At 66.9% G+C, this 23,106-nt stretch carries 12 protein-coding genes, 1 tRNA gene and 1 pseudogene; 10 read left to right on the top strand and 4 right to left on the bottom strand.

Annotated features, from left to right (window positions below):
* The 5 genes from B0684_RS09285 to B0684_RS09265 form a co-directional block, all read left to right on the top strand.
* On the top strand, nt 1–1,256 hold a 1,256-nt coding region (locus tag B0684_RS09285), incomplete at its 5' end, for an SPOR domain-containing protein (RefSeq protein WP_077277015.1).
* A 716-nt stretch (nt 1,257–1,972) separates the two neighbouring features.
* Nucleotides 1,973–6,436: a glutamate synthase large subunit gene (gltB, locus tag B0684_RS09280; protein ID WP_018650539.1), complete on the top strand. Its 4,464-nt coding sequence runs from the start codon at nt 1,973–1,975 to the stop codon at nt 6,434–6,436.
* A gap of 185 nt (nt 6,437–6,621) precedes the next feature.
* Nucleotides 6,622–8,403, top strand: coding sequence for a DNA primase (gene dnaG, locus B0684_RS09275; RefSeq protein WP_018144554.1), 1,782 nt, complete (start codon nt 6,622–6,624; stop codon nt 8,401–8,403).
* 176 nt (nt 8,404–8,579) lie between these two features.
* On the top strand, nt 8,580–10,529 hold the full coding sequence (gene rpoD / locus B0684_RS09270) for an RNA polymerase sigma factor RpoD (protein WP_255346797.1): 1,950 nt from the start codon (nt 8,580–8,582) through the stop codon (nt 10,527–10,529).
* Nucleotides 10,530–10,632: 103 nt separating this feature from the next.
* Nucleotides 10,633–10,709, top strand: a tRNA-Ile gene (locus tag B0684_RS09265).
* Between the two features lie 220 nt (nt 10,710–10,929).
* Here the strand turns inward: B0684_RS09265 and B0684_RS09260 are convergent.
* The 4 genes and pseudogenes from B0684_RS09260 to B0684_RS09245 all read right to left on the bottom strand — a co-directional run bounded on the left by B0684_RS09260 (nt 10,930) and on the right by B0684_RS09245 (nt 15,232).
* Complete coding sequence (locus B0684_RS09260) at nt 10,930–11,358, bottom strand: hypothetical protein (protein ID WP_018144556.1); 429 nt, start codon at nt 11,356–11,358, stop codon at nt 10,930–10,932.
* Nucleotides 11,359–11,563: 205 nt separating this feature from the next.
* Nucleotides 11,564–12,271, bottom strand: a complete 708-nt coding sequence (locus tag B0684_RS09255) for a vitamin B12-dependent ribonucleotide reductase (protein WP_026313097.1) — start codon at nt 12,269–12,271, stop codon at nt 11,564–11,566.
* Nucleotides 12,272–12,290: 19 nt separating this feature from the next.
* Nucleotides 12,291–14,426 (bottom strand): adenosylcobalamin-dependent ribonucleoside-diphosphate reductase, encoded by a 2,136-nt coding sequence (locus B0684_RS09250; RefSeq protein ID WP_018650541.1) that lies wholly within the window; start codon nt 14,424–14,426, stop codon nt 12,291–12,293.
* A gap of 101 nt (nt 14,427–14,527) precedes the next feature.
* Nucleotides 14,528–15,232: pseudogene (locus B0684_RS09245) on the bottom strand (2OG-Fe(II) oxygenase).
* Nucleotides 15,233–15,622: 390 nt separating this feature from the next.
* On the opposite strand from B0684_RS09245, the gene B0684_RS09240 reads away from it, so the two are divergent.
* From B0684_RS09240 to gspF, 5 genes are all read left to right on the top strand, one after another.
* Complete coding sequence (locus B0684_RS09240) at nt 15,623–16,954, top strand: choice-of-anchor D domain-containing protein (protein ID WP_018144560.1); 1,332 nt, start codon at nt 15,623–15,625, stop codon at nt 16,952–16,954.
* A 581-nt stretch (nt 16,955–17,535) separates the two neighbouring features.
* Nucleotides 17,536–18,399 carry a type II secretion system protein GspC gene (gspC, locus tag B0684_RS09235; RefSeq protein ID WP_018176198.1) on the top strand — a complete coding sequence of 288 codons (864 nt, stop codon included), beginning with the start codon at nt 17,536–17,538 and terminating at the stop codon, nt 18,397–18,399.
* Nucleotides 18,396–20,315: a type II secretion system secretin GspD gene (gene gspD, locus B0684_RS09230; protein WP_018144562.1), complete on the top strand. Its 1,920-nt coding sequence runs from the start codon at nt 18,396–18,398 to the stop codon at nt 20,313–20,315. The genes gspC and gspD overlap by 4 nt, the downstream gene beginning before the upstream one ends.
* On the top strand, nt 20,316–21,872 hold the full coding sequence (gene gspE, locus B0684_RS09225; RefSeq protein WP_018176199.1) for a type II secretion system ATPase GspE: 1,557 nt from the start codon (nt 20,316–20,318) through the stop codon (nt 21,870–21,872).
* Nucleotides 21,873–21,876: 4 nt separating this feature from the next.
* Nucleotides 21,877–23,106, top strand: a complete 1,230-nt coding sequence (gspF, locus tag B0684_RS09220) for a type II secretion system inner membrane protein GspF (protein ID WP_018650542.1) — start codon at nt 21,877–21,879, stop codon at nt 23,104–23,106.

Genomic DNA, 23,106 nt, shown 5'->3' with positions numbered 1-23,106 from the left:
GCCACCGCCTGCAGGCCGCGGGCCTGGCCGACCCCGATCGCCTGCTGGATGCAGACGCCATCCATCACCTGCAGACCACCAGTCAGGGCCTGCCCGGCAACCTCAACCGCGAAGCCAACAGCTTCCTCGAACGCCAGTGCCGCAGCGAGCGCCGGACCGGTGCCGCAGCCACAGCCGCCGGCAGCACTGCCCCGGGGGTGGCCGCGGGCGAGGCGGCCGAGACAGACACCGACATCGAACCGCAAGACGGGGAGCCCGCGCTCACCCCCTCCACCCGCGAGGCCGAGCCGGCGAGCGAAACGCCCCCGGAGACGACCATCCGCGCCAGCCGCGACCCGGACGACGACCGCTTCACCCCGGCGGCCGAGGCTCTTGCCGCGTCCACTCCGCGACCCGACCCGCCCCGCGAGACAGCCCCCGAGGCGCCGCCGGGCGAGCCGGGCGGCATCGACGCCGATCACCGCATCCCGGAGCCGCCGGCGGCGGAGAACGTCGCCTTCTGGAACCAGCGCTGGTTCGTCCCGGCGGTAGCCATCACCGTGGCCTTGGGCATCGCCGCCCCGGTCGCCTGGCAACTGCTGGAGACGGAATCCGCGCCGACCGATAGCGAGATCATCGAACTACCCCTGCCCGAGCCGCGCATCACCGAGGCCGAGCCGGAACCCGCGCCCGAGGGGCCGGCAGCCACCACCGACGACGAGGTCGTCGTGGCCGACCCACTGGACCTGCCCCCTCCGGCCGAAGCCGAACCGACCGAGCGGGAGACAGCCACCCAGGACCCGGCCGCGGACGAGCCCGAACCCGAGACGGCGGCGGAACCCGCGGAGACGGCGCCCGCATCCGAACCGCCGGCCGAGCCAGAAAGCACTCCGGAGCCGGAGCCTGAACCGGCACCCGAGCCCACGCCCGAGCCGGAACCCGCCACCGAAGAGCCGGCCGCAGAGGATGCCGACACCGAGCGCCTGCGCAACGACCGCGCCTGGCTGAACGACCAGGACGGAGGCGCCACGACCATCCAGCTGCTGGCCGCGCCGAACATGGGGGCCGCACGGGCCTATGCCGATCAGCACGACCTGGGCGGGATCCGCTATATCCCAACGCGCGTCAACAACCGCGAATTCGTGGTCATCCTGGCCGGGGTCTTCCCCGACCGGGCCGCCGCCCAGCGCGCCGCGGAGGACCTGCCCGCCGCCGTGCGCCGCGACGAACCCTGGATCCGCTCCATCGGCTCGGTCCAGAACGTCACCCGCGACTGATCCCCGCGCTGCTTGGTCACCACGAAGCGCACGAAGAAGCAAAAAGCGGTTCGGCACAGAGCACACAGAGAAAGGCAAAATCTTTCCTGATTAGCAACGAGAGTCAGCCAGTCACGGGGATCATCCGGGCCTTTTTGGAATGTCACCCTCCCCTGCACTGCCATCCCGGCCGGAGCGAAGCGAAGAGCCGGGATCCCCCCGTCGGGGCAACCCCAGCCGCCGAGATCCTGGATAACCGCTACCCGGTTTCCGGGATGACGAAGCAGGAGGCGCATGGAGCCCGGGGCGCGTGCCGCTGCGCTCCAGGGCCACCTTCGGCCGCCGGGTGCTGTACACACCCGGGCCCGCACGGTCCTTGGACCTGGCTGACCCTCGTGGCGAATCAGGAAATCTTTGGATGGCTGGTGGGCGAAAGCGCAGGTAGCTCGATGCGCTTTGCCCCTGACCCCGAATTGCTCCGTGAACTCCGTGCCCTGTGTGGTTTATAACGCTTTTGAAGTTGCCCTCCTTCAGGCCTTCGCGGGCTTCGTGGTGAACCGCCCCACCACGACTTAACCTGCGTCGATGTCGTGTCTTCTTGACCGGCCCCGGTTTGCCGGGAGAATGACGGTTCGGCTATATTCCTGCGCCTTTTTCCGTGTTCTTTTTCCAGGGACGGCCCTGACCAACGTACCGCGCCCGCGTACGGCCCCGCGCGCTGCGACCGGAGTTGACCAATGCGACAGAACCAACTGAACGGCACCCTCTACCGCCCCGAATTCGAGCGCGACAACTGCGGCTTCGGCCTCATTGCGCACATGGACGGCGTAGCCAGCCACTGGGTGGTCGACACCGCGATCAAGGCCCTGGAACGCATGACCCACCGCGGCGCGATCGCCGCCGACGGCAAGACCGGTGACGGCTGCGGCCTCCTGATGAAGACCCCCGAGGCCTTCCTGCGCACCCTCGCCTCCGAGTCGAAGATTGAACTGGCCGAGCGCTTCGCCGCCGGCATCGTGTTCATCAACCCGGCAAAGATCGCCGAAACCCGCGCCGCCGTGGAGAGCGCCATCGAGCGCGGCCCGCTCGGGCTTGCCGGCTGGCGCGAGGTGCCGGTCAATCCGGAAGACGCCTGCGGCGCCGAGGCGATGAAGAGCCAGCCGCACATCCTGCAGGTGTTCATCAATGCCCCGGCGGAGATGGACGCGGCCGACTTCGAACGCGCGCTGTTCGTGGTGCGCCGCCGCGCCGAGATCGCGATGGGCGACGACCCGGTGTTCTACGTGCCCAGCCTGTCGGCGCAGGTGCTCTCCTACAAGGGTCTGGTAATGCCGGCCAACCTGCCTGTGTTCTACCCGGACCTGAAGCGCCCGGAACTGGAGACGGCAATCTGCGTGTTCCACCAGCGCTTCTCCACCAACACCTTCCCGCAGTGGGGCCTGGCGCAGCCGTTCCGCTTCCTCGCCCACAACGGCGAGATCAACACCGTGCAGGGCAACCGCAACTGGGCGATCGCGCGCCAGCACAAGTTCGCCACCGAGAAGCTGCCGGAGCTGGCCGAGCTGGAACCGCTGGTCAACCTGGAGGGCTCCGACTCGCAGAGCCTGGACAACATGCTGGAGGTGCTGCTGGCCGGCGGTATGGATCTGTTCCGCGCAATGCGCCTGCTGGTCCCGCCGGCGTGGCAGAACGTCGCGCACATGGACTCCGACCTGCGCGCGTTCTACGAATACAACTCCATGCACATGGAGCCCTGGGACGGCCCGGCCGGCATCGTGCTGACCGATGGCCGCTACGCCGCCTGCACCCTGGACCGCAACGGCCTGCGCCCGGCGCGCTACGTGATTACCAGGGACCGCCACATCACCCTGGCCTCGGAGATCGGCGTGTATGACTACGCCCCCGGGGACGTGGTCGCCAAGGGGCGCCTGAAGCCCGGCCAGATGCTGGCCGTGGATACCGAGTCCGGCGAGCTGCTGCAGCCCGAGGACGTCGACCGCATCAACCGCACCCGCCAGCCCTACCGCCAGTGGCTGCGCGCGCACGTGAAGCACCTGAAGAGCCAGCTGGACGACAACCAGCTGTTCTCCGGCGAGCCGATGCCGCCCGAGCGCCTGGAGACCTACGAGAAGCTGTTCGACGTGACCTTCGAGGAACGCGACCAGATCCTGCGCGTGCTGGCCGAGGCCGGGCAGGAGGCCGTGGGCTCCATGGGCGACGACACCCCGTTCGCAGTACTCTCCAGCCACACCCGTTCGCTGTTCGACTACTTCCGCCAGCAGTTCGCCCAGGTGACCAACCCGGCGATCGACCCGCTGCGCGAAAGCATCGTGATGTCGCTGGAGACCTGCTTCGGCCGCGAACAGAACCTGTTCGAGGAGACCCCGGACCACGCCCACCGCCTGGTGTCCGACTCCCCCGTGCTGTCCGAGGCCAAGTTCCGCGAGTTGTGCAACCAGACCGAGGACGCCTTCCGCGTCGAGCGCATGGACCTCAACTACGACGTCCATTCCGGCTCGCTGGAGGACGCCGTGAAGGCCCTGACCGAGCACGCGGTCGAGGCCGTGCGCGACGGTGCCGTGGTGCTGGTCCTGTCGGATCGCGGCATCGACCCGGAACGCCGCCCGATCCCGGCCGCGCTGGCCGTGGGCGCGGTTCACCATGCCCTGATCGGCGCCAAGCTGCGCACCGACGCCAACATCGTCGCCGAAACCGCCACCGTGCGTGATCCGCACCACTTCGCGGTGCTGCTGGGCTACGGCGCCACCGCGATCTATCCGTACCTGGCCTACTCCGCGCTGCACGGCATGTGCCAGTCCGGCGAGATCCCGAACGCAGACCCGCTGACCCTGGCGCAGAACTATCGCCGCGGCATCAACAAGGGCCTGTTCAAGATCCTGTCCAAGATGGGCATCTCCACCATTGCCAGCTACCGCGGCGCGCAGCTGTTCGAGATCGTCGGCCTGTCCGACGAAATCGTGGAGACCTGCTTCAAGGGCACCACCAGCCGCATCCAGGGCACCCGCTTCGCCGACATTCAGGCGGATCTGGAGACGCTGTCGAAGCGTGCCTGGAACCCGCGCAAGAGCGCCGGCCAGGGCGGTCTGCTGAAATACGTCCACGGGGGCGAGTACCACGCCTACAACCCGGACGTGATCCAGACCCTGCACCGCGCGGTGCAGTCCGGCGACTACGGGATCTACAAGGAATACGCGGACCTGGTGAACGAACGCCCGGTGACCGTGCTGCGCGACCTGCTGAAGGTGCGCGACGACATCGAGCCGATCGAGCTTGACGCGGTCGAGCCCGAGGCCGACATCCTGCCGCGCTTCGACTCCGCCGGCATGAGCCTGGGCGCGCTGTCGCCGGAGGCCCACGAGGCCCTGGCCACCGCGATGAACCGCCTCGGTGGACGCTCCAACTCCGGCGAGGGCGGCGAGGCCGTCTCCCGCTACGGCACCGAGCGCATGTCCAAGATCAAGCAGGTGGCCTCCGGCCGCTTCGGCGTGACCCCGCACTATCTGGTCAACGCCGAGGTCCTGCAGATCAAGGTCGCCCAGGGCGCCAAACCCGGCGAGGGCGGCCAGCTGCCGGGACACAAGGTCAACAAGATGATCGCGGAGCTGCGCTTCTCGAATGCCGGCGTGGCCCTGATCTCGCCGCCGCCGCACCACGACATCTACTCCATCGAGGACCTAGCGCAGCTGATCTTCGACCTCAAGCAGGTCAACCCGGATGCGCTGGTCTCGGTGAAGCTGGTCTCCGAGGCCGGGGTCGGCACCATCGCCGCCGGCGTGGCCAAGGCCTACGCCGACTTGATCACGATCTCTGGCTATGACGGCGGCACTGGCGCCAGCCCGCTGACCTCGGTGAAGTACGCCGGCACCCCGTGGGAGCTGGGCCTGTCCGAGACCCACGCGACCCTGCGCGGCAACGACCTGCGGGACAAGGTACGCCTGCAGACCGACGGTGGCCTGAAGACCGGCCTGGACGTCATCAAGGCGGCCATCCTGGGCGCCGAGAGCTTCGGCTTCGGCACCGGCCCGATGGTCGCGCTGGGCTGCAAGTACCTGCGCATCTGCCACCTGAACAACTGTGCAACGGGTGTCGCCACGCAGGACAAGGTGCTGCGCATGAACCACTTCATCGGCCTGCCCGAGATGGTCATGCACTACTTCCAGTTCGTCGCCCGCGAGACCCGCGAGTGGATGGCGAAGCTGGGTGTGCGCAGCCTGACCGACCTGATCGGCCGCACCGATCTGCTGGAGGTCCTGCCGGGGGAAACCCCGAAGCAGCAGCACCTGGACCTGAACGGCCTGCTGGCCAGCGGCGATCTGGCCGACAAGCCGCGCTTCTGCAAGGCGCCGAAGAACGAACCGTTCGACAAGGGCGAGCTGGCCGAGAAGATGGTCGCGGAGATGCTCGAGGCCATCGAGAGCAAGGCGGGTGGCGAATACCACTTCGACGTGGCCAACACCGACCGCTCGATCGGCGCGCGGCTGTCCGGAGAGATCGCCAAGCGTCACGGCAATCAGGGCATGGCAGACGCCGCGATCACCGTGCGCATGAAGGGCACGGCCGGGCAGAGCTTCGGCGTGTGGAACGCCGGCGGTCTGCACCTGTACCTGGAAGGCGATGCCAATGACTACGTCGGCAAGGGTATGACCGGCGGCAAGCTGGTGATCCGGCCGCCGGAGGGCTCCAGCTTCGCCAGCCAGGACACCACCATCATGGGCAACACCTGCCTGTATGGGGCGACCGGCGGCAAGCTGTTCGCGGCCGGCCAGTGTGGCGAGCGCTTCGGCGTGCGCAACTCCGGCGCGATCGCCGTCGTGGAAGGCATCGGCGACCACGGCTGCGAGTACATGACCGGCGGCGTGATGGTGGTGCTGGGCAATACCGGCATCAACTTCGGCGCGGGCATGACCGGCGGCTTCGCATTCGTGCTGGATCGGGAGAACGACTTCCCGGACCGCATCAACAACGAGCTGATCGACCTGCACCGCCTCGACACCGAGGAGATGGAGGCGCACCGGAACTACCTGGAGGAACTCGTCACGGAATTCGTGCACGAGACCGACAGCGCCTGGGGCCGTGAAATCCTGGAGCGCTTCGACGACTACCAGGGCTCGTTCTGGCTGGTGAAGCCCAAGGCCTCGGAACTCCGGGGCCTGCTGGCCAACCTGCGCCAGGCCGCCTGACCCGCCATCCGGCAGCACCGCGATTCGGGCCCCTCACGGGGCCCGTTTTGTTTGGGCGATCGCAAAGGCGGGGTAGGGGGCTCGCACTGACGTGAACGGATCGATGCCCTGACGGCCACCGGCCCCTCCGGGCTATCATGCGAACCCAACCACCGGCACGACTCCGAGGAACACGCAGCGACCCCATGGCAGGCCTCATCCCCCAGGCGTTCATCGACGATCTGCTCGAACGCAGTGACATCGTCGAGATCATTCAGCGCCGCGTCAGCCTGAAGAAGGCCGGGCGCGAGTTCGCGGCCTGCTGCCCGTTCCACGGCGAGAAGACGCCGTCTTTCTACGTCTCCCCGCAAAAGCAGTTCTATCACTGCTTCGGCTGCGGGGCGCATGGCACGGCCATCAGCTTCCTGATGGAGTACGAGAACCTTAGCTTTCCCGAGGCGATCGAGCAGCTGGCCGAACAGGCCGGGCTCGAGGTTCCGCGCGAGGCCGGGGATGACGACCGCCGCGAGGCCCATGCCCCGCTGTATGACGCGCTGGACGCGGCCGCCGAATGGTACGTACAGCAACTGCGCCAGACCCCCAGGGCAGTCGAGTACCTGAAAAACCGTGGCATCGACGGCGCCACCGCACGCAACTACCAGATCGGCTGGGCCCCGCCCGCGGGGCTGATCGAGGCGCTCAAACCACGTTTCACTCCGCAGCAACTGGTCGATGCCGGCCTGGCCGCGCGCCGCGACGACGGCGGTATCCGCGAGCGCTTCCGCGCGCGCATCATGTTCCCGATCCGCGACCGGCGCGGGCGCATCACCGGCTTCGGCGGGCGCCTGATCGAGGACGGCGAACCGAAATACCTGAACAGTCCAGAGAGCGAGGTCTTCCACAAGGGCCAGGTGATCTATGGCCTGTTCGAGGCGCGCAAGGCCGGCACCCGGCTGGACGACATCGTGGTGGTCGAGGGCTACATGGACGTGGTCGGCCTGGCCCGCGCCGGGTTCCACCGCGCAGTGGCCTGCATGGGTACCGCGCTCACCCGTGCCCACCTGGACAGCCTGTTCCGTCAGGTCTCGCGCATCACCCTGTGCTTCGATGGCGATGCCGCCGGCCGCCGCGCCGCCTGGCGCTCCCTGGGCGAGGCGCTGCCCGCGATCCAGGGCCTGCGCGAGGTGCGCGTGCTGTTCCTGCCGGAGGGCGACGACCCGGACAGCCTGGTCCTGCGCGACGGCCTGGCCGGCTGGGAGGAGCGCCTCGCCGGCGCCCTGCCCTTGTCCGAGACCCTGATGCGCCTGCAGCGCGAGGAGCACCCCACCGACACCGCCGAAGGCCGCACCCGCTTCGCCCACGCGGCGATGAAGCTGGTCGCCACCGCCCGCGATCCGCTGTTTCGTGACCAGCTGGTCGAACGCATCGGACAGGAGACGGGGCTCAGCCAGGAGCGACTGGAACAGGTCCTGTCGGAACAGCCACCCCAGCCTGCCCGCAACCCTGAACCGGGCCCGGGTCACGAGCTCCCCGCCACCCCCGGCGGCCGTGCGCCCGCGCGCGGCGAGAGCGCCCCGGCCTTGTGGGGTGCCCTGCTCGCCCGCGTCCTGCAACACCCGGAACTGGACTGGTCACAGCCCGAGTTCCGCCAGGTCGTCGAGCTGCCCGGAGCGGCCGCCGAGACCCTGCGCAATGTCCTCGCGGCCCTGGACGAGAGCCCTGGACGCCACACGGCCGGCCTGCTGGAGCGCTTTCGCGACCAGCGCCACTTTCAGCGACTCATGGCCCTGGCCCACCAGGAGCTCAACGACGGCGAGCCAGCGGTCACCCGCCAGACGGCGCTGGACTGCGCCCGCCAGCTCCTGCGTCAGCACTATCGATTGCGAATTCGTGAACTGACTCGCCCCGGTTCCGAACTCGGAACGGAACAACGCGCCGAGCTCGCCCGTCTTACCCAGCAGTTGCAGCGGTTCGACCTGCCCAAATAGCGCGCCGGGGCTTGAAGCGCCCGGATTCGCCCTCAACATAGCGGTCAAGGAGGTCGCCCCAGAGCCGGGTCGCGACCCAGCCTTGACCCGAGAATCCATCAGGCCACCGGCAATATAAGAATCTTCTGCTACAATGTAGGATTGATTTTTCTGCGTCCCACTTTCCTTGAGCCGTCTTGCCACGGCTCAAACAAGCACCTCGGAGTACGACCGCAATGAATCGTGAAGAGCAGCAATCCCAGCTCAAGGAACTGATTGCCAAGGGCAAGGAGCAGGGATACCTCACGTATACCGAGGTAAACGACCACCTGCCCGACTCGATCATCGACTCCGACCAGGTCGAGGACATCATTGCGATGATCAACGACATGGGCATCGCGGTGCATGAGCAGGCCCCGGACGCCGACAGCCTTCTGCTGTCCGACGGTTCGGTCTCTGCCGACGACGACGCCGAGGACGCCGTGGCGGCGCTCGCCTCCGCCGACAGCGACTTCGGCCGCACCACCGACCCCGTGCGCATGTACATGCGCGAGATGGGCACGGTCGAGCTGTTGACCCGCGAAGGCGAGATCCGCATCGCCAAGCGCATCGAAGAGGGCCTGATGCAGGTCCTGTTCGCGCTCGCCCACCATCCGGGCGCGATCGAACGGCTGATCCGCGAATACGACCGGATCGTCGAGAACAATGGCCGCCTGACCGACCTGGTGGTTTCCTTCATCGACCCGAATGATCACGCCAACGGTGAGGCCGTGGCCCGTGGCCTGGTGACACCGGAGCAGGCCCAGAAGGCCCAGGACGAGCAGAAGGCGGCTGCGGCGGCCGCCGCCGAGCAGCAGGCCAGCGCCGAACTGGATGCCATCGTCGACGAGGTGGAAGACGCCGAGGAAGACGAAGAAGCCGCCGAGCCGGTGGACACCGGCCCGGATCCGGAAGAGGCGCGCGAGCGCTTCGAAAAGCTGCGCAAGCTGCACGCCAAGGCGCACAAGGCCTTCGAGAAGGGCAACCGCGAGGCCTACGCTGTAGCGCGCGAGGCCACCGCCAAGTACTTCATGGAGTTCAAGCTGATCCCGCGCATGGTCGACCAGCTGACCACCCAGCTGCACGGCAGCATCGACCACGTCCGCCGCCACGAGCGCCGCATCATGGCGCTCGCCGTCGAGCAGGCCCAGATGCCGCGCAAGGCCTTCATCGACAGCTTCCCCAAGAACGAGACCAATCTCGACTGGATCAAGGAAGCCTGCAAGGCCAAGGGCAAGTACACCAACGCCCTGGCCCAGCACGAAGAAGAGATCGTGCGCCTGCAGAAGAAGCTGGCCGAGATCGAGCGCGAGGCCAGCCTGAACATCGCCGAGATCAAGGAGATCAACCGCCGCATGTCCATCGGCGAGGCCAAGGCCCGGCGCGCGAAGAAAGAGATGGTCGAGGCCAACCTGCGCCTGGTGATCTCCATCGCCAAGAAGTACACCAACCGCGGCCTGCAGTTCCTCGACCTCATCCAGGAAGGCAACATCGGCCTGATGAAGGCCGTGGACAAGTTCGAATACCGCCGCGGCTACAAGTTCTCGACCTACGCCACCTGGTGGATTCGCCAGGCGATCACCCGCTCCATCGCGGACCAGGCGCGCACCATTCGCATCCCGGTGCATATGATCGAGACGATCAACAAGCTCAACCGCGTCTCCCGCCAGATGCTGCAGGAGATGGGCCGCGAGGCCACCCCGGAAGAGCTGGCCGAGCGCATGGAGATGCCCGAGGACAAGATCCGCAAGGTGCTGAAGATTTCCAAGGAGCCGATCTCCATGGAGACCCCGATCGGCGACGACGAAGACTCGCATCTGGGCGACTTCATCGAGGACGAGAAGGTCGCCTCGCCGTCCGACTCCGCCGCACAGGAGAGCCTCACCGAGGCCACCCGCGAGATCCTGTCCACGCTGACCCCGCGCGAGGCCAAGGTCCTGCGCATGCGCTTCGGTATCGACATGAACACCGACCACACCCTCGAGGAGGTCGGCAAGCAGTTCGACGTCACCCGCGAGCGCATCCGCCAGATCGAGGCCAAGGCCCTGCGCAAGCTGCGCCACCCGACCCGCGCCGAACTGCTGCGCACCTACACCGACGCCGAGTAACCGGCGTCCCGGCCCGGCGGCCGGAACCCGACCTAGCGATGCGGCGCCATCTTCCCCTTGCGGGTAGAATGGCGCCGCAGTCGTTTGTACGCCCCCCGAATACGGGCCTGTAGCTCAGTTGGTTAGAGCAGGGGACTCATAATCCCTTGGTCGTCGGTTCGAGTCCGACCGGGCCCACCATTCGCTTGCGCTCGCGCTGGGCGGGTCGGACTATCCCGGCGCACGCCGTTCCGGCCTCGCGAAGCCAGGCTTCGCGGCCGGCCTCCACCCAACCGGGCCCACGACTCCCATCCGAGATTTACGGCACAAGCCCGTCCCTGTAACGAGCCGGCATGCAGCCATACCCATCTGCACGGGCAATACGCCCCCTGCGGCAGCGGCCCCGCGCGGGACCTTGCGCTCAGGGCGCCTCGGCGGTGATGAGGCCGCGCTGGAGGTCGACGGTGATCCGCTGTCCCTCGATGACCGTGGCGCTGGCCAGCAGGAAGATCTCCACGAACTCGTTTCGCTCCTCCTCCGGCATCTCCGAGGAGGCACTGGAGGCATTAAAGGTGCCGAACATGGTGTCGTGGGCGCCGGCCGAGTACAGAATCAGTCGCTGCATGGCGGTCTGGTCGTCCGGCGATGGTGCAGCAGTATCCAGGACCGGTTCGCCCAGCTTCTGCTTGATGGTGGAATAGAGATGAAACAGGTATTCCGCCGCGCTTTCGCGCCCGCGCCGATCCTGCAGGGTGAAATTGGCGGAGACCGCCTGGCCACTGCGGGCACGTAGCACGATGTGCTTCGACTCGGGCTGCTCGTCGGCGTACGGGTTCAGGATGTTGGCCACGATGTCTCCAGGGCGGAATGGACGATCCGGGGAGACTACGAGACCCCCTTTGAGATTTCCACGGCGGCCCTGTCGGCCGAGGGGTTATCCATGCTGGTGGATACGCGATGAGGGCCACCGGCACCGACGAGTCAGGGGCCGGTGGCCTCGGTTTGTTCGGGCGGACCACGGGGAGGCTGCGCGCCCTTTCCTGTCGCCGAAGGAACTAGCACTTGGAATAGCCGCAGTCGCGGCAGGTGGGGCAGCCGTCGATGATCTCGAGGTGGCCGCCGCACTGGGGGCAGAGGGCTGCGCCGATGGTTGTTTGAGCCGGTGCCTCCAGGGTCACGGCTGCGGCGGAATCAGGGGTTCGGTCCTGGTCACGAAAGGTGGCGGCAAGCTCGCGCAGCGGGCGCGGCTGGCCGTCCGGATCGAGGAAGCCGCGGCGCTGGAGGATTTGTTGCAGGGCGTGGGCAATGGCCGCGACCTCGGAGGGATGGTAGAGGGGCTTGCCGTATTCGTTGGTGCCGCAGCGGACCGGGCCGCGATCCCAGGTGACCTTGCGCAGGTCGCGCAGGGCGTGGGTGGCGTAGCCCCCGCGGGCCGCCAGCGACAGGCTGCGCATGGTGGCGGAGATCCACTGGTAGGACTCGGAGTGCTGCCCGGTGGGCAGGAAGAATTCGATCGGGCGCTCGATGGTCACACGCTCGCCGCCCACCGTTCCGGAAACGGCCACGAAGCTGACCACGAGGTAGACCGTCTGCGGCCCCTCCTGGGTCCAGTAGCGGACCTTTTCGGTGACCGACTCAAGCGCGCCCTCGGGGCGCGACGGGATACGCTTGCCCAGCGGGTTATCGTCGCCCGGCGGTGGACTCTCTCCTGCCGCAACATCCGAGCGGCGAACGGCGATGATGGGCTGGTCGATCCGGTGCATCGTGTCCTCCCCGATGACGTCAGACATCGTCGTAGTAGCCCTCGTCCAGCGCCGCGAAGAGATTGGCGGCGGTGTGCACCTGGCCCTCGTACTCCACCTCTTCGTCGCCGCGCAGGGTCACCTCCTGGCCATCCGCCAGGGTAAAGGTGTACCAGGTGCTGCGCAGGCGCTCCGGGTCCATCAGCACGCCCATCTGCGCCTGCGGGTTCGGCCGGTAGGTGGTGCAACCCTTGAGCCCCGCGCGCCAGGCCTGCAGGTAGACCTGCTGAAAGTCTTCGAACGGGAACTCGCTCGGGACATTGAGCGTCTTGGAGATGGCCGAGTCCACCCACGGCTGGGCGGCGGCCTGCATGCGGATGTGGGCGTCCACGCTGACCTGGTCGGCGGTGATCGCGGTGGCGGGCAGATCCGCTGGCCCCGCGTCGGCATCCACCAAGGTGCGGTAGGCCAGCAATTCGTACGAATAGCAGTCCACCGCCTCGCGGGTACGCCGCCCGGGCCGGCGGATGTTGCGCGTGGTGTGGTGGAGAAAGGTCGGCTCGATGCCGTTGCTGGCGTTGTTGGCGACCGAGAAACTGATGGTGCCGGTAGGCGCGATGGAGGTGGCGTGGGTAAAGCGCGCGCCCTCCTCCGCCAGCGCCGCGACCAGGGCCGGGTCCGCCCCGGCGATGCGCTGCATGTAGGCGCTGAAGCGCGCGTGCAGCTCGCGACCCTTCAGCACATCCCCGACCCGGTAGCCGGCCTCGGCCAGCGCCGGCTGACGACGCAGCATATCGGCCGTCAGCGTGAAGTCCTCGTCCATGATCGGCGCCGGGCCCTTCTCCCGCGCGAGATCCAGCCCGGCCCGCCAGCTCTCCAGCGCGAGACGTCGACAGACCTCCCCGGTGAAGGCGGCGGCCGACTCGGATCCGTAGGCCTCCCCCAGCATCGCCAGCGCCGAACCGAGCCCGAGGATGCCCATGCCGTGGCGGCGCTTGCGCAGCATCTCGGCGCGCTGCTCCGGCAGCGGCAGCCCCGAGATATCCGCGACGTTGTCCAGCATGCGCGTGAATACGCGCACCACGCGCTCGAAACGGGCCCAGTCGAATGTCGCGTCTTCGGCGAACGGCGCAGAGACGAACCCGGTCAGGTTCACCGACCCCAGCAGGCAGGCCCCGTCCGGCGGCAGCGGCTCTTCGCCGCAGGGGTTGGTCGTTCGGATCACCTCGTCGAACCAGGCGTTGTTCTGGCGATTGACCTGATCGATCAGGATAACGCCGGGTTCCCCGACGTCATAGGTGCTGCGCATCAGGGCCTCCCACAGCTCGCGGGCACGGACGCGGCGGTAGATGCGGCAGGCGACGCGGCCCTGTTCATCGACGCGGTAGTCGTCCTCGATCACCGGCCAGTCGCGGTAGACGATGTCGGATGCGGCCACCTGGTCCCGCTCTACAGGCAACAGCGGGAAGGCCAGCGCCCACTCCGCGTCGCGCTCCACCGCCTCCAGGAAGGCGTCGCGCACCAGCACCGAGAGATTGAACTGGGTCAGCCGCCCCTTGCGGCGCTTGGCGAGGATGAAGCGCTGGATGTCGGGGTGGCCGACATCCAGCGTCGCCATCTGCGCCCCGCGGCGCCCGCCAGCCGCGCCGATGGTCCGGCAGGTCTGGTCGAAGATCTGCATGAACGCGACCGGACCGTTGGTCGGGGCCCCGGCGCCCGCGACCAGCGCACCTTTCGGGCGCAGCGTGCTGAAGTCATAGCCGATGCCGGCCCCGGCCTTCAGCGTCAGGCCGGCAGCGGTATTGGCATCGAGGATGGCCTGCAGGGAATCGCGGATCGTCCGCGAGACGGTGCAGTTGATCAGCGTGGTGTGCGGCTTGTACGCCTCGGCCGCGGCATTGGCCAGGATGCGCCCGGCCGGGATGGCGCCATTGTCCAGCGCCCAGCGGAAGTCCCGCTCGACCTGCGCGCGCTTGCCCGGCACCTCGACCGCAGCGAGCGCCCGCGCCACACGGTCGAACATCGACTCCACCGAACTGTCCACGGGCTCGCCCTGCGCATCGCGAAGCTGATAGCGCTCGGCCCAGATCGCATAGGACGAGGGCTGCAACGGCACGTCGAGCGACGTGTCCCGAGGGGGTAGCGCGTTGTCATGCGATTGCCAGCTGTCGCCCATGATGGCCCGCCGCTCCGCGTTCGATCCGGGGCTTCAGGAAGCCCGTTCTCCGATCATGGGCGCCGGCGGCGGACGCTGCAAGGCAGCGCGGCCGGCATCCATCAGAAGCGGTCGAGGCTGGCGAGCGGGTTCGGCAGGTCGCGGATGCGCATCCAGGAGGCGATGCTGGCGCGCCAGCGGCGAGTGGACAACACGGCATGAGGAACAGCACCAGCGTCCCCGCCCGCGGCCGGATGCGGCGGATCTCGCACCCTTCGCGCTCGTAGATCGCGAACTGCCCACCGTCGCGTTCGCGTCAGTGGCGGTTCAGGTAGGACATCAGCGACAGGCGGCGGCAGTTACCGGCCTGGAAGGCGCCCACGTCCCAGGCGTAGTGGGTGCCCGGGCGGATACAGGGCGAAGTGCGATTCCGTCTCGAACAGGCCCGGGATCAGCGACCGCCTCACCTGCAGCCGGATCTCGTCCAGGCGCGCCATGAACGCCTGCCGGGCGGGGCTCGAACCATCCAGCCAGTGAATCCAGTCGCCACGTGTAGACCGGTCGCGATGGCGCTCCCCCGCACGCCCGATCCGCGCCTGCTCCAGCCGCGCCGCATCCCGCAGCGCATACACCTCGTCGCGCAGGGCGTCGACCGTCGACGCGGGCAGGAAATCAGGCCAGACGAACAACTGATCGCTCGCTAGGGCATCTAGCCAGTCATCCGGCTCGCGGGTTCCGGGGAATGCAACATCAGACGGCCTCGGCAGGCAGGCCGGAACGATCTCGGTGGGGGATGGCCACTCGGGCCGCGGGAGAGGCAGATTCACGCGCAGGGGTCGTCCATTCGGGCCGCCGTGGTGGCACACAGGCAAGTGCTTGCCGAAGCAGTATACCGGGCAAATATCCGCTTAATCGGGGTAGCACCCCGCTTCACGGGACCCCGGCGCGATAACGAGGGGGTAACGGCGTGCCTTCCTCGGCGTTCATTCATCATTATTCTTAGGCAGAAGGGAGCCCTCCGGACGACAGGGGTTCTGGCGCGGCCGGGTCGCCTATGTTCGGCACCGCACGGACCCAGTTCTCGTTCTTCCACTAGATTTTCTCCGTAATCAGGTTCCCGGCGGACAACCCGACGCGCCGCCTGACCGTTCCCGGCACCCGCAACCCTTGCAGGGCACCGATCCGGTCACCCCGCCCATCGATGGAGAAACAAAGCCATGACGCTTGAATATGGAAAGTCCCGACTCCTGGTACCAGCCCTGCTGGCAGCGTCCCTTGGCCTGAGTGGCTGCGGTGGCGGGGGCGGCGGTGATGGCGGCGGTGGCAACACGGCTTCCGGGATCACGGTGGTGCCGAAGAGTTTCGATTTCGGGATTATTACGGAAGGCAACGAGGATCACGTGCTCCCTCGGCAGTTCATCATCCGCAACGAGGGAACAACAACCCACAACATCTCGAGCATGAGTCTGTTTGGGGATCACCCAAACCAGTTTGAGCTGGACGAGTCGGGTGGCAACGCCCCCTGCGGAGCGCCCCCGTTTGACCTCCCGGCCGGCGGCAGCTGTACCGTTGTGGCTGAATTCAAGCCTGTGCGTCTCGGCGAGTTCAATGCCCTGTTGGTTGCGCAAAGCGATGACCCCAACACCCCCACGTTCGGGGGCGTTCTGAGGGGCACTTACGAACCAATCAAGTCGATCCACGTCAACGTCAACCAGGTCAACGCGTGCGCCTTTCCCCCCAAGGCATTTGTGTCCGTCACCGACCAGGCCGACTTCCCCATTCCGAACTTGGTCGCTGGCGATTTCACTCTTGCAGGGTTCGCCCCCGGTAGTTATGGCGTGCAACCGATCAGCCGAAACTACACCGACCTCTCTCTCAGCATCACGATGGACTATAGCGGCAGTATCACCGACTTCCCCGACGCTGTAGACAACATGGAGGCGGGCGCGACATCGCTGGTAGACGCGATGCAGGACAACGATGAGGCGGACATCATCAAGTACGCCGACGATGTCAAGCCCATGACCGAGTATTTCAAATCCGACAAGGACATACTGAAGGCCGCGATCAACAATCCGCCCGACCTCGGCAGAGACACCGCGTTCTACGGCGCAACCGAGGAAGCCATCGCACGGTTCGATAATCCCGGCAGCAACAACGACAGGAAGGCCGTCATCGCTTTGACCGACGGGGAAGATACTGTTGTTGAGGACACGGAGGCCGCGCTGCACGACACTATCGGTGAGGCGGTAGGAGCGGATATCCCTGTTTTCACCATCGGGTTCGGCGAATTCCTTCAGGAAGCTCAGAAAGATGAACTACAAAGGCTCGCGGACGGCACGGGCGGCTTGTTCTACCAGCCAGCAAGTGACGCCAACCTCCAACAGGCCTTTCTGCAAGTGGCCCTGCTACTCTTTGAGTATCAATATGTGATCGAGTTCGACGACCTCTCAGATAAAGAAGGAACCTCACTTGAGGTCACCGTAGCGTACGAGGGTGTCAAGGACGCGACAGGGACCAAGACCATCCAGGCTTGTTCGGGACCGTAATTCCGGCATTCGCCCGAAAGCCATTTTCGGTGCGGGGACGGCGCTCGTTGCGGAAGCCGACGATATCGGCGGTGATGTCCGTCAACCAGGCCGCGTTCGGACACGATGGATGGAGCCGCCGGTCCAGGTGGCTCCATCCACCGGCCGGCGCGGCCTCATCCCATGGTCGTCACGACGAACGCCCGCTTCCAGACCGGGCGCAGCCCCTGTTCCCGAATCCGATGGCAGCCCCGGCAGCGGCCGGCATCCAAACGTGGACTTCACCAGGAGAAATCGACTTGGGAGCCGCAAGACACGACACCTTCGCGCCTCCGGGGCGTTCGCCTCCGCGCACGGGCGCGAGGCGTCTCCGGAAAACCGGAAGCCGCATGGGCCGGGACTCGACCCCACTTGGCGAAAGCGGCATGCTGAACAATGCAGGATCGGGGAATCAGGGGCATCCACGCGAACGGGTACATTAAATCGTGTTCCCCCAGGCCCTATTTCAAGACGCGATCCGACTCGACCTAGCGAGAACCGCCGGGGCCAGCCAACCGAATAAACCGCGAACGCCGTTGACGATGCCACCTTCGCCCCGACTTGTGCCCTTACTCCCGCTCTGGATCCTCAGTGCCGGGCTGCTGGCGGTCACGGCATGGCTGATCGCGGGTCTCGTCTGGTCGATCGCCGTTCCGGGGTACACCTACCCGTCGGGCACCACGGTCCACGCGGAACGGGCAACCGCCAGTCGCCCCGCCCCGTCTCCTGGAGCCGATGCCCCTACTCGGTCCGGGTTTTCCCGAAGCGCCGAATTCACTCCCTTCGGCAGCCCCCGGCAAGCGGGCCAACAGGCCATCGAGAACGCGCCGGAGACCCGCCTGAGTCTTGAGCTCCTCGGGGTCCTGGCGACCGGACAGGGCAACGGTAGCGCGATCATTTCCGCAGGGCGGGCCAATGTCGAGCTCTACCACGTGGGCGACACCATCGGGAACCAGCTGGCGACACTGCATCAGGTACACGCGGACCGGGTCATCCTGGAGCGCGAAGGCCGACTGGAGACACTGCGGCTCCCGCGGGGCGACGAACTGCGAGTCGATGGCGGCCGCTCCGATACCGATCAGCGCTCGTCACAAACCACCGGTTCCCCAGCGCCGATCACGGCCAACATCAGCCGATCCCGCTGGCTCGAGGACCCGCAGCGCGCCATGAATTCGCTGCGTGCCCAGCCCGTAATGCGGGATGGCGCGCTGCTGGGCATTCGGGTCACCCCGACGCGCAACCAGCGCGAATTCGAACGCGCCGGTCTTCAGGAAGGCGACATCATCACATCGATCCAGGGGCAGCAGGTCCGCGACATCGAAGACCCCGAACAGATCCTCGCTGGACTCGGCAACACCGACCGGGTGAACATCACCATAGAACGTGACGGGCAGACCCTGCCGCTGACCATCGAGTTAACCGAATGAGCCTTCGACTCCGCCTTGGCGCCCTTGCACTGTCCCTGATCTGCGCAACGGGGTCCGTCGCAGCGGACGAGCTGACGCTTAATCTTCGCGACACCAACATCAGCAACCTGATCGATCTTGTGTCCGAGGAAACCGGGACCAATTTCATCGTGGACCCACGGGTGCGCGGCAACATCACGGTCGTTTCCAGCCGCCCCGTGCCTCGGGACGAACTGATGGATCTGTTCCACGACATCCTCAAGATCCACGGATTCGCAGCCATTCCGGGCGAATCGTCCACCCGCATCGTGCCCGACGCGCAGGCCAAGCAGGATACGCCCACAATCCTCGATATCGAGGCAGAACCGGACGCCGACGTACGGGGCGGGAGCATCGTCACCCACGTGATCGCATTGCGGCATGTCGCCGCCGCCCAGCTCGTTCCGGTCCTTCGCCCGCTGATCCCGCAAGGGGGGCATCTTGCGGCGGCCACCGAGCCCAACACGCTGCTGATTTCGGATACGCGCAGCAACGTGCATCGCATCCGTGCCCTCGTCGAACGCATGGACCTGCCATTCGCTGACGATTTCGAGGTCATTGAACTCCGGCACGCCCGCGCCGGGGAACTCGCCGAGCAGCTGCAGGTTCTGGCCCGGGAGGGCACGGGAGAGCTCGCCACACCCCAGGTCCTCGCGGATCGTCGCAGCAACGCCATCATCCTCTCCGGGCGCGAGGAGTCTCGCCTGCGCCTGCGCGGGCTCATTGCCCAGCTTGACCGCGAGATGGAAGAAGGGAACGCACGCGTGCACTACCTGAAGTATGCGCGGGCCGAGGAGGTTGCCGAACTGCTGCGCAACATCGCCGAAAAGAGCCCGGATATCGGCCCCGACGAACAGGGCGGAAACAGGATCCACATCGAGGCACACGAGTCCACAAACGCCGTGGTGACCTACGGCCCCTCCGACTTCATCCGCGACTTCGACATCATCGTGGAGCAGCTCGATATCCGCCGGGCGCAAGTCCTGGTCGAAGCCGTCATCGCGGAGGTCTCGTCGGATCGCGTGCAGGACCTCGGCGTGCAGTGGGGCGCCATCGGAAACAGCGGTGCCGGGGTCCTCAACTTTTCCGGCCCCGGGTCACGCGGGATCCTCGAACTCGCCGCGGGCGTGGAGGGGTTCCTTGACGGGAGCGTGTCCTCCCCCCCGGATATCGGGGACGGCCTGACCGCCGGGGGCGTGGGGTCGACCGGAAGCACGCGGATCGCGGCCCTAGTCAACATGCTGCAACGCGACACCTCCAGCAACATCCTGTCCACCCCCAGCCTTCTGACACTGGACAACGAGGAAGCCGAGATCGTGGTCGGCCAGAACGTGCCGTTCATCGTCGGACGCTCGATCGAGGATTCGGGCCAGGCCTTCGACACGATTCGTCGCGAGGATGTCGGGGTGAAGCTTCGTGTGCGGCCTCAGATCAACCAGGGCAATGCCGTGCGCCTGGAGATCGAACAGGAGGTCTCGCAGTTGGCGCCGGGTACTTCCGGCGCGGCCGATCTCATTACCAATACCCGGACACTGAAGACCCACGTCCTGATCGATGACGGCGACATGCTGGTGCTCGGCGGGCTGATTGAAGAACAGCAAACGGACAGCGAGGCGCGCGTCCCCGGGCTGGGCAGCATCCCCGGGCTTGGACGACTCTTCCGGGCGGACCGCAACCAGACCGAGAAACGGAACCTGATGGTGTTCCTGCACCCGCGCATCGTCCGGGACAGCGCCCGCGGCGCCGAGCTGACCAGCGAAAAGTACAGCTTTATCCGCGGCGAGCAACTGCGCGAGCAGGCGCGCACCCAGCAGCGCAGAAGCCCGGTCCTGCCGGAATGGGAGCGCCTGACCCAGCTCCCGCCGAGCTTCGAAGATGTCCATGGCCATCGCGACTGAATGGCCGAGGGTACCCAGGCCATGAGCGCAGGGGCGACCCGGGAACTCGTGCCGGACGACCCGAACGCGCCCGGGACGCCGGTGACCGGTACGTTCACCGTGAGCTACACATTCGCGCGCCGGGTCGGCGCCGTGCCCGGCAATCTGGTCGCGGGCAAGCGCCAGATCTTTCTGCGCCACGACGCCGATCCGCAAGGACTCCTGGAACTGCGCCGACGCAGCCCCGAGCCGCTGAACCTGGAAACCGTCGATGACAAGACCTTCGAGCAGCGGCTGCGCGAGCGCTACGAATCCTCCAGCTCGCGGGCCATGCAATCGATGGAGGAGCTGGATGGCAACCTCGACCTGTCGAGCGTGGCGGAATCCCTCGCCGAGCCGCAGGACCTCCTGGAGGCCGAAGACGATGCCCCGATTATCCGGCTCATCAATGCGCTGCTGACGGAGGCGGTACGGGAAAACGCGTCGGACATCCACATCGAGCCCTTCGAGAGTCGCCTGGCCGTCCGGCTGCGTGTGGACGGCGTCTTGCGCGAGATTCTGACCCCGCCCGCGGGGCTTGCATCGCTCATCGTCTCGCGCATCAAGGTGATGGCACGGCTGGACATCGCGGAGAAGCGACTGCCACAGGACGGACGCATCTCCCTCAGGGTCGCCGGCCGCGCGGTGGACGTGCGCGTCTCCACCCTGCCTTCGGGCCACGGAGAACGCGTGGTGATGCGACTGCTGGACAAGCAGGCCGGCCGCCTCGACCTCACCCACCTGGGCATGGATCCGGATACCCGTGACACCCTGGAACGGATTGTCACAAGGCCGCACGGGATCGTGCTGGTCACCGGCCCGACCGGGTCGGGCAAAACGACAACGCTGTACGCAGCGCTGACCCGGCTCAATGACCGCAGCCGCAATATCCTGACCGTCGAGGACCCGATCGAGTACTACCTCGACGGGATCGGCCAGACCCAGATCAACAGCCGTATCGACATGACCTTCGCCCGCGGGCTGCGAGCCATCCTGCGCCAGGACCCGGATGTCGTCATGGTCGGCGAGATCCGCGACGTCGACACCGTCCAGATCGCGGTGCAGGCGAGCCTGACCGGTCACCTGGTGTTTTCCACCCTGCACACCAACTCCGCGATCGGGGCCATCACGCGCCTGCGGGACATGGGCGTGGAGCCGTTCCTGCTCTCGTCGACCCTGAACGGGATTCTCGCCCAGCGGCTGGTACGGGTCCTGTGCAAGGACTGCCGTGAACCCCACCCGGCATCGCCACGGGAATGCGAACTGCTGGGCGTAGCCTCCACGGCACACCCCACGCTCTACCGTGCACGCGGCTGCCCGAGCTGCAACGAACTCGGCTATCGGGGCCGGACCGGCATCTATGAGCTGGTGGAGGTGAACGAACGCCTGCGCACACTCATTCATGACAATGCCAGCGAACAGGCCATGGTCCGGGCCGCGCGCGAGAACAGCGTGAGTCTCCGCGCGGATGCCTGCCGGCGCGTGCTCGACGGCACGACCAGCCTCGAGGAAATGCTGCGCGTCACCGAGGCGGGCTAGGGCCATGCCCGCCTTCGAATACCAGGCGCTGGACGCAGCCGGCCGAACGCACAAGGGCGTGACCGAGGGGGATACCGCCCGCAGCGTCCGGTCCCAGTTGCGCAGCGAAGGCCTGACCCCACTGGATCTGCTCGAAATCGGCGAATCCTCGGCCGCCACCCGGGGTACCCGGACCCACTCGGGACGCGGCGGGGCCGGCGGCATCGGCGCCCTCGACCTCGCGCTCGCGACACGTCAGATGGCCACGCTTGCGCGCGCCGGCCTGCCGGTGGAGGAATGGCTGGCGACCGTCGCACGCCAGTCCGAAAAGCAGAAGGTGCGCAACATCCTGAGTGCCGTGCGTACCCGGGTCATGGAGGGGCACTCGCTGGCCCAGGCGCTGGGCGCATTTCCGCGCGCGTTTCCCGAGATCTACCGCAGCACCGTCTCGGCCGGCGAGGCCTCCGGGCATCTGCACCTGGTACTGGAGCGTCTGGCCGACTACCTCGAGAATCGCCACGCGTTGCGGCAAAAGGTCATGCTCGCCCTGATCTATCCGGTCATCCTGACCCTAGTGGCCCTGGGCGTGACCGTGGGCCTGGTTGTCTATGTCGTACCCGAAGTGGTCCAGGTCTTCGAGGGCCTGGACCAGCAGCTGCCTACCCTGACCCGCATGCTGATCAGCACCAGTGATCTGTTGCGAACCTATGGTCTGTACGCGCTAATCGCCCTGGGCGTGCTCGTGGCGCTGCTGGCCCACTGGCTGCGCAAACCCGGGCCGCGCATGCGCTTCGACCGGCTGGTCCTGCGCCTCCCGCTCGTGGGGCGCCTGGTCCGGGGGCTCAACACGGCCCGGTTTGCACGCACCCTCAGCATCCTGTCCGCCAGCGGGGTGTCACTCCTGGATGCGCTGCGAACCGGCGCCGAGGTCATCGACAGCCGCCCCATGCGCGCCGCAGTGGAGGATGCCTCGCTGCGAATCCGCGAGGGCCGCAGCATCGGTCAGGCCCTGGAAGAGACGGGATACTTCCCGCCGATCACCGTACACTTGATCCGTAGCGGCGAGTCCAGCGGGCGGCTCACCGAGATGCTGGAACGCGCCGCCGAGACCCAGGAACAGGAGGTCGAATCCCGCATCAGTATCAGCATGGGCCTGTTCGAACCCTTGCTGATCCTGACCATGGGCGGCATCGTCCTGACCATCGTCCTCGCCATCCTGCTCCCGATCTTCGAACTCAACCAGCTGGTGAATTGA

Origin of the sequence: Thioalkalivibrio versutus, assembly GCF_001999325.1 — a bacterium.
GTDB classification, from domain to species: domain Bacteria; phylum Pseudomonadota; class Gammaproteobacteria; order Ectothiorhodospirales; family Ectothiorhodospiraceae; genus Thioalkalivibrio; species Thioalkalivibrio versutus.
This window is presented reverse-complemented; position numbering and strand designations above follow the sequence as displayed.

Bases quoted from the DNA above. Each gene is read 5' to 3' on its own strand.
- gltB (WP_018650539.1), top strand. From the start codon at position 1,973: ATGCGACAGAACCAACTGAACGGCACCCTCTACCGCCCCGAATTCGAG.
- gspF (WP_018650542.1), top strand. From the start codon at position 21,877: ATGCCCGCCTTCGAATACCAGGCGCTGGACGCAGCCGGCCGAACGCAC.
- B0684_RS09250 (WP_018650541.1), bottom strand. From the start codon at position 14,426: ATGGGCGACAGCTGGCAATCGCATGACAACGCGCTACCCCCTCGGGAC.
- gspE (WP_018176199.1), top strand. From the start codon at position 20,316: ATGGCCGAGGGTACCCAGGCCATGAGCGCAGGGGCGACCCGGGAACTC.
- B0684_RS09255 (WP_026313097.1), bottom strand. From the start codon at position 12,271: ATGCACCGGATCGACCAGCCCATCATCGCCGTTCGCCGCTCGGATGTT.
- dnaG (WP_018144554.1), top strand. From the start codon at position 6,622: ATGGCAGGCCTCATCCCCCAGGCGTTCATCGACGATCTGCTCGAACGC.
- B0684_RS09240 (WP_018144560.1), top strand. From the start codon at position 15,623: ATGACGCTTGAATATGGAAAGTCCCGACTCCTGGTACCAGCCCTGCTG.
- gspD (WP_018144562.1), top strand. From the start codon at position 18,396: ATGAGCCTTCGACTCCGCCTTGGCGCCCTTGCACTGTCCCTGATCTGC.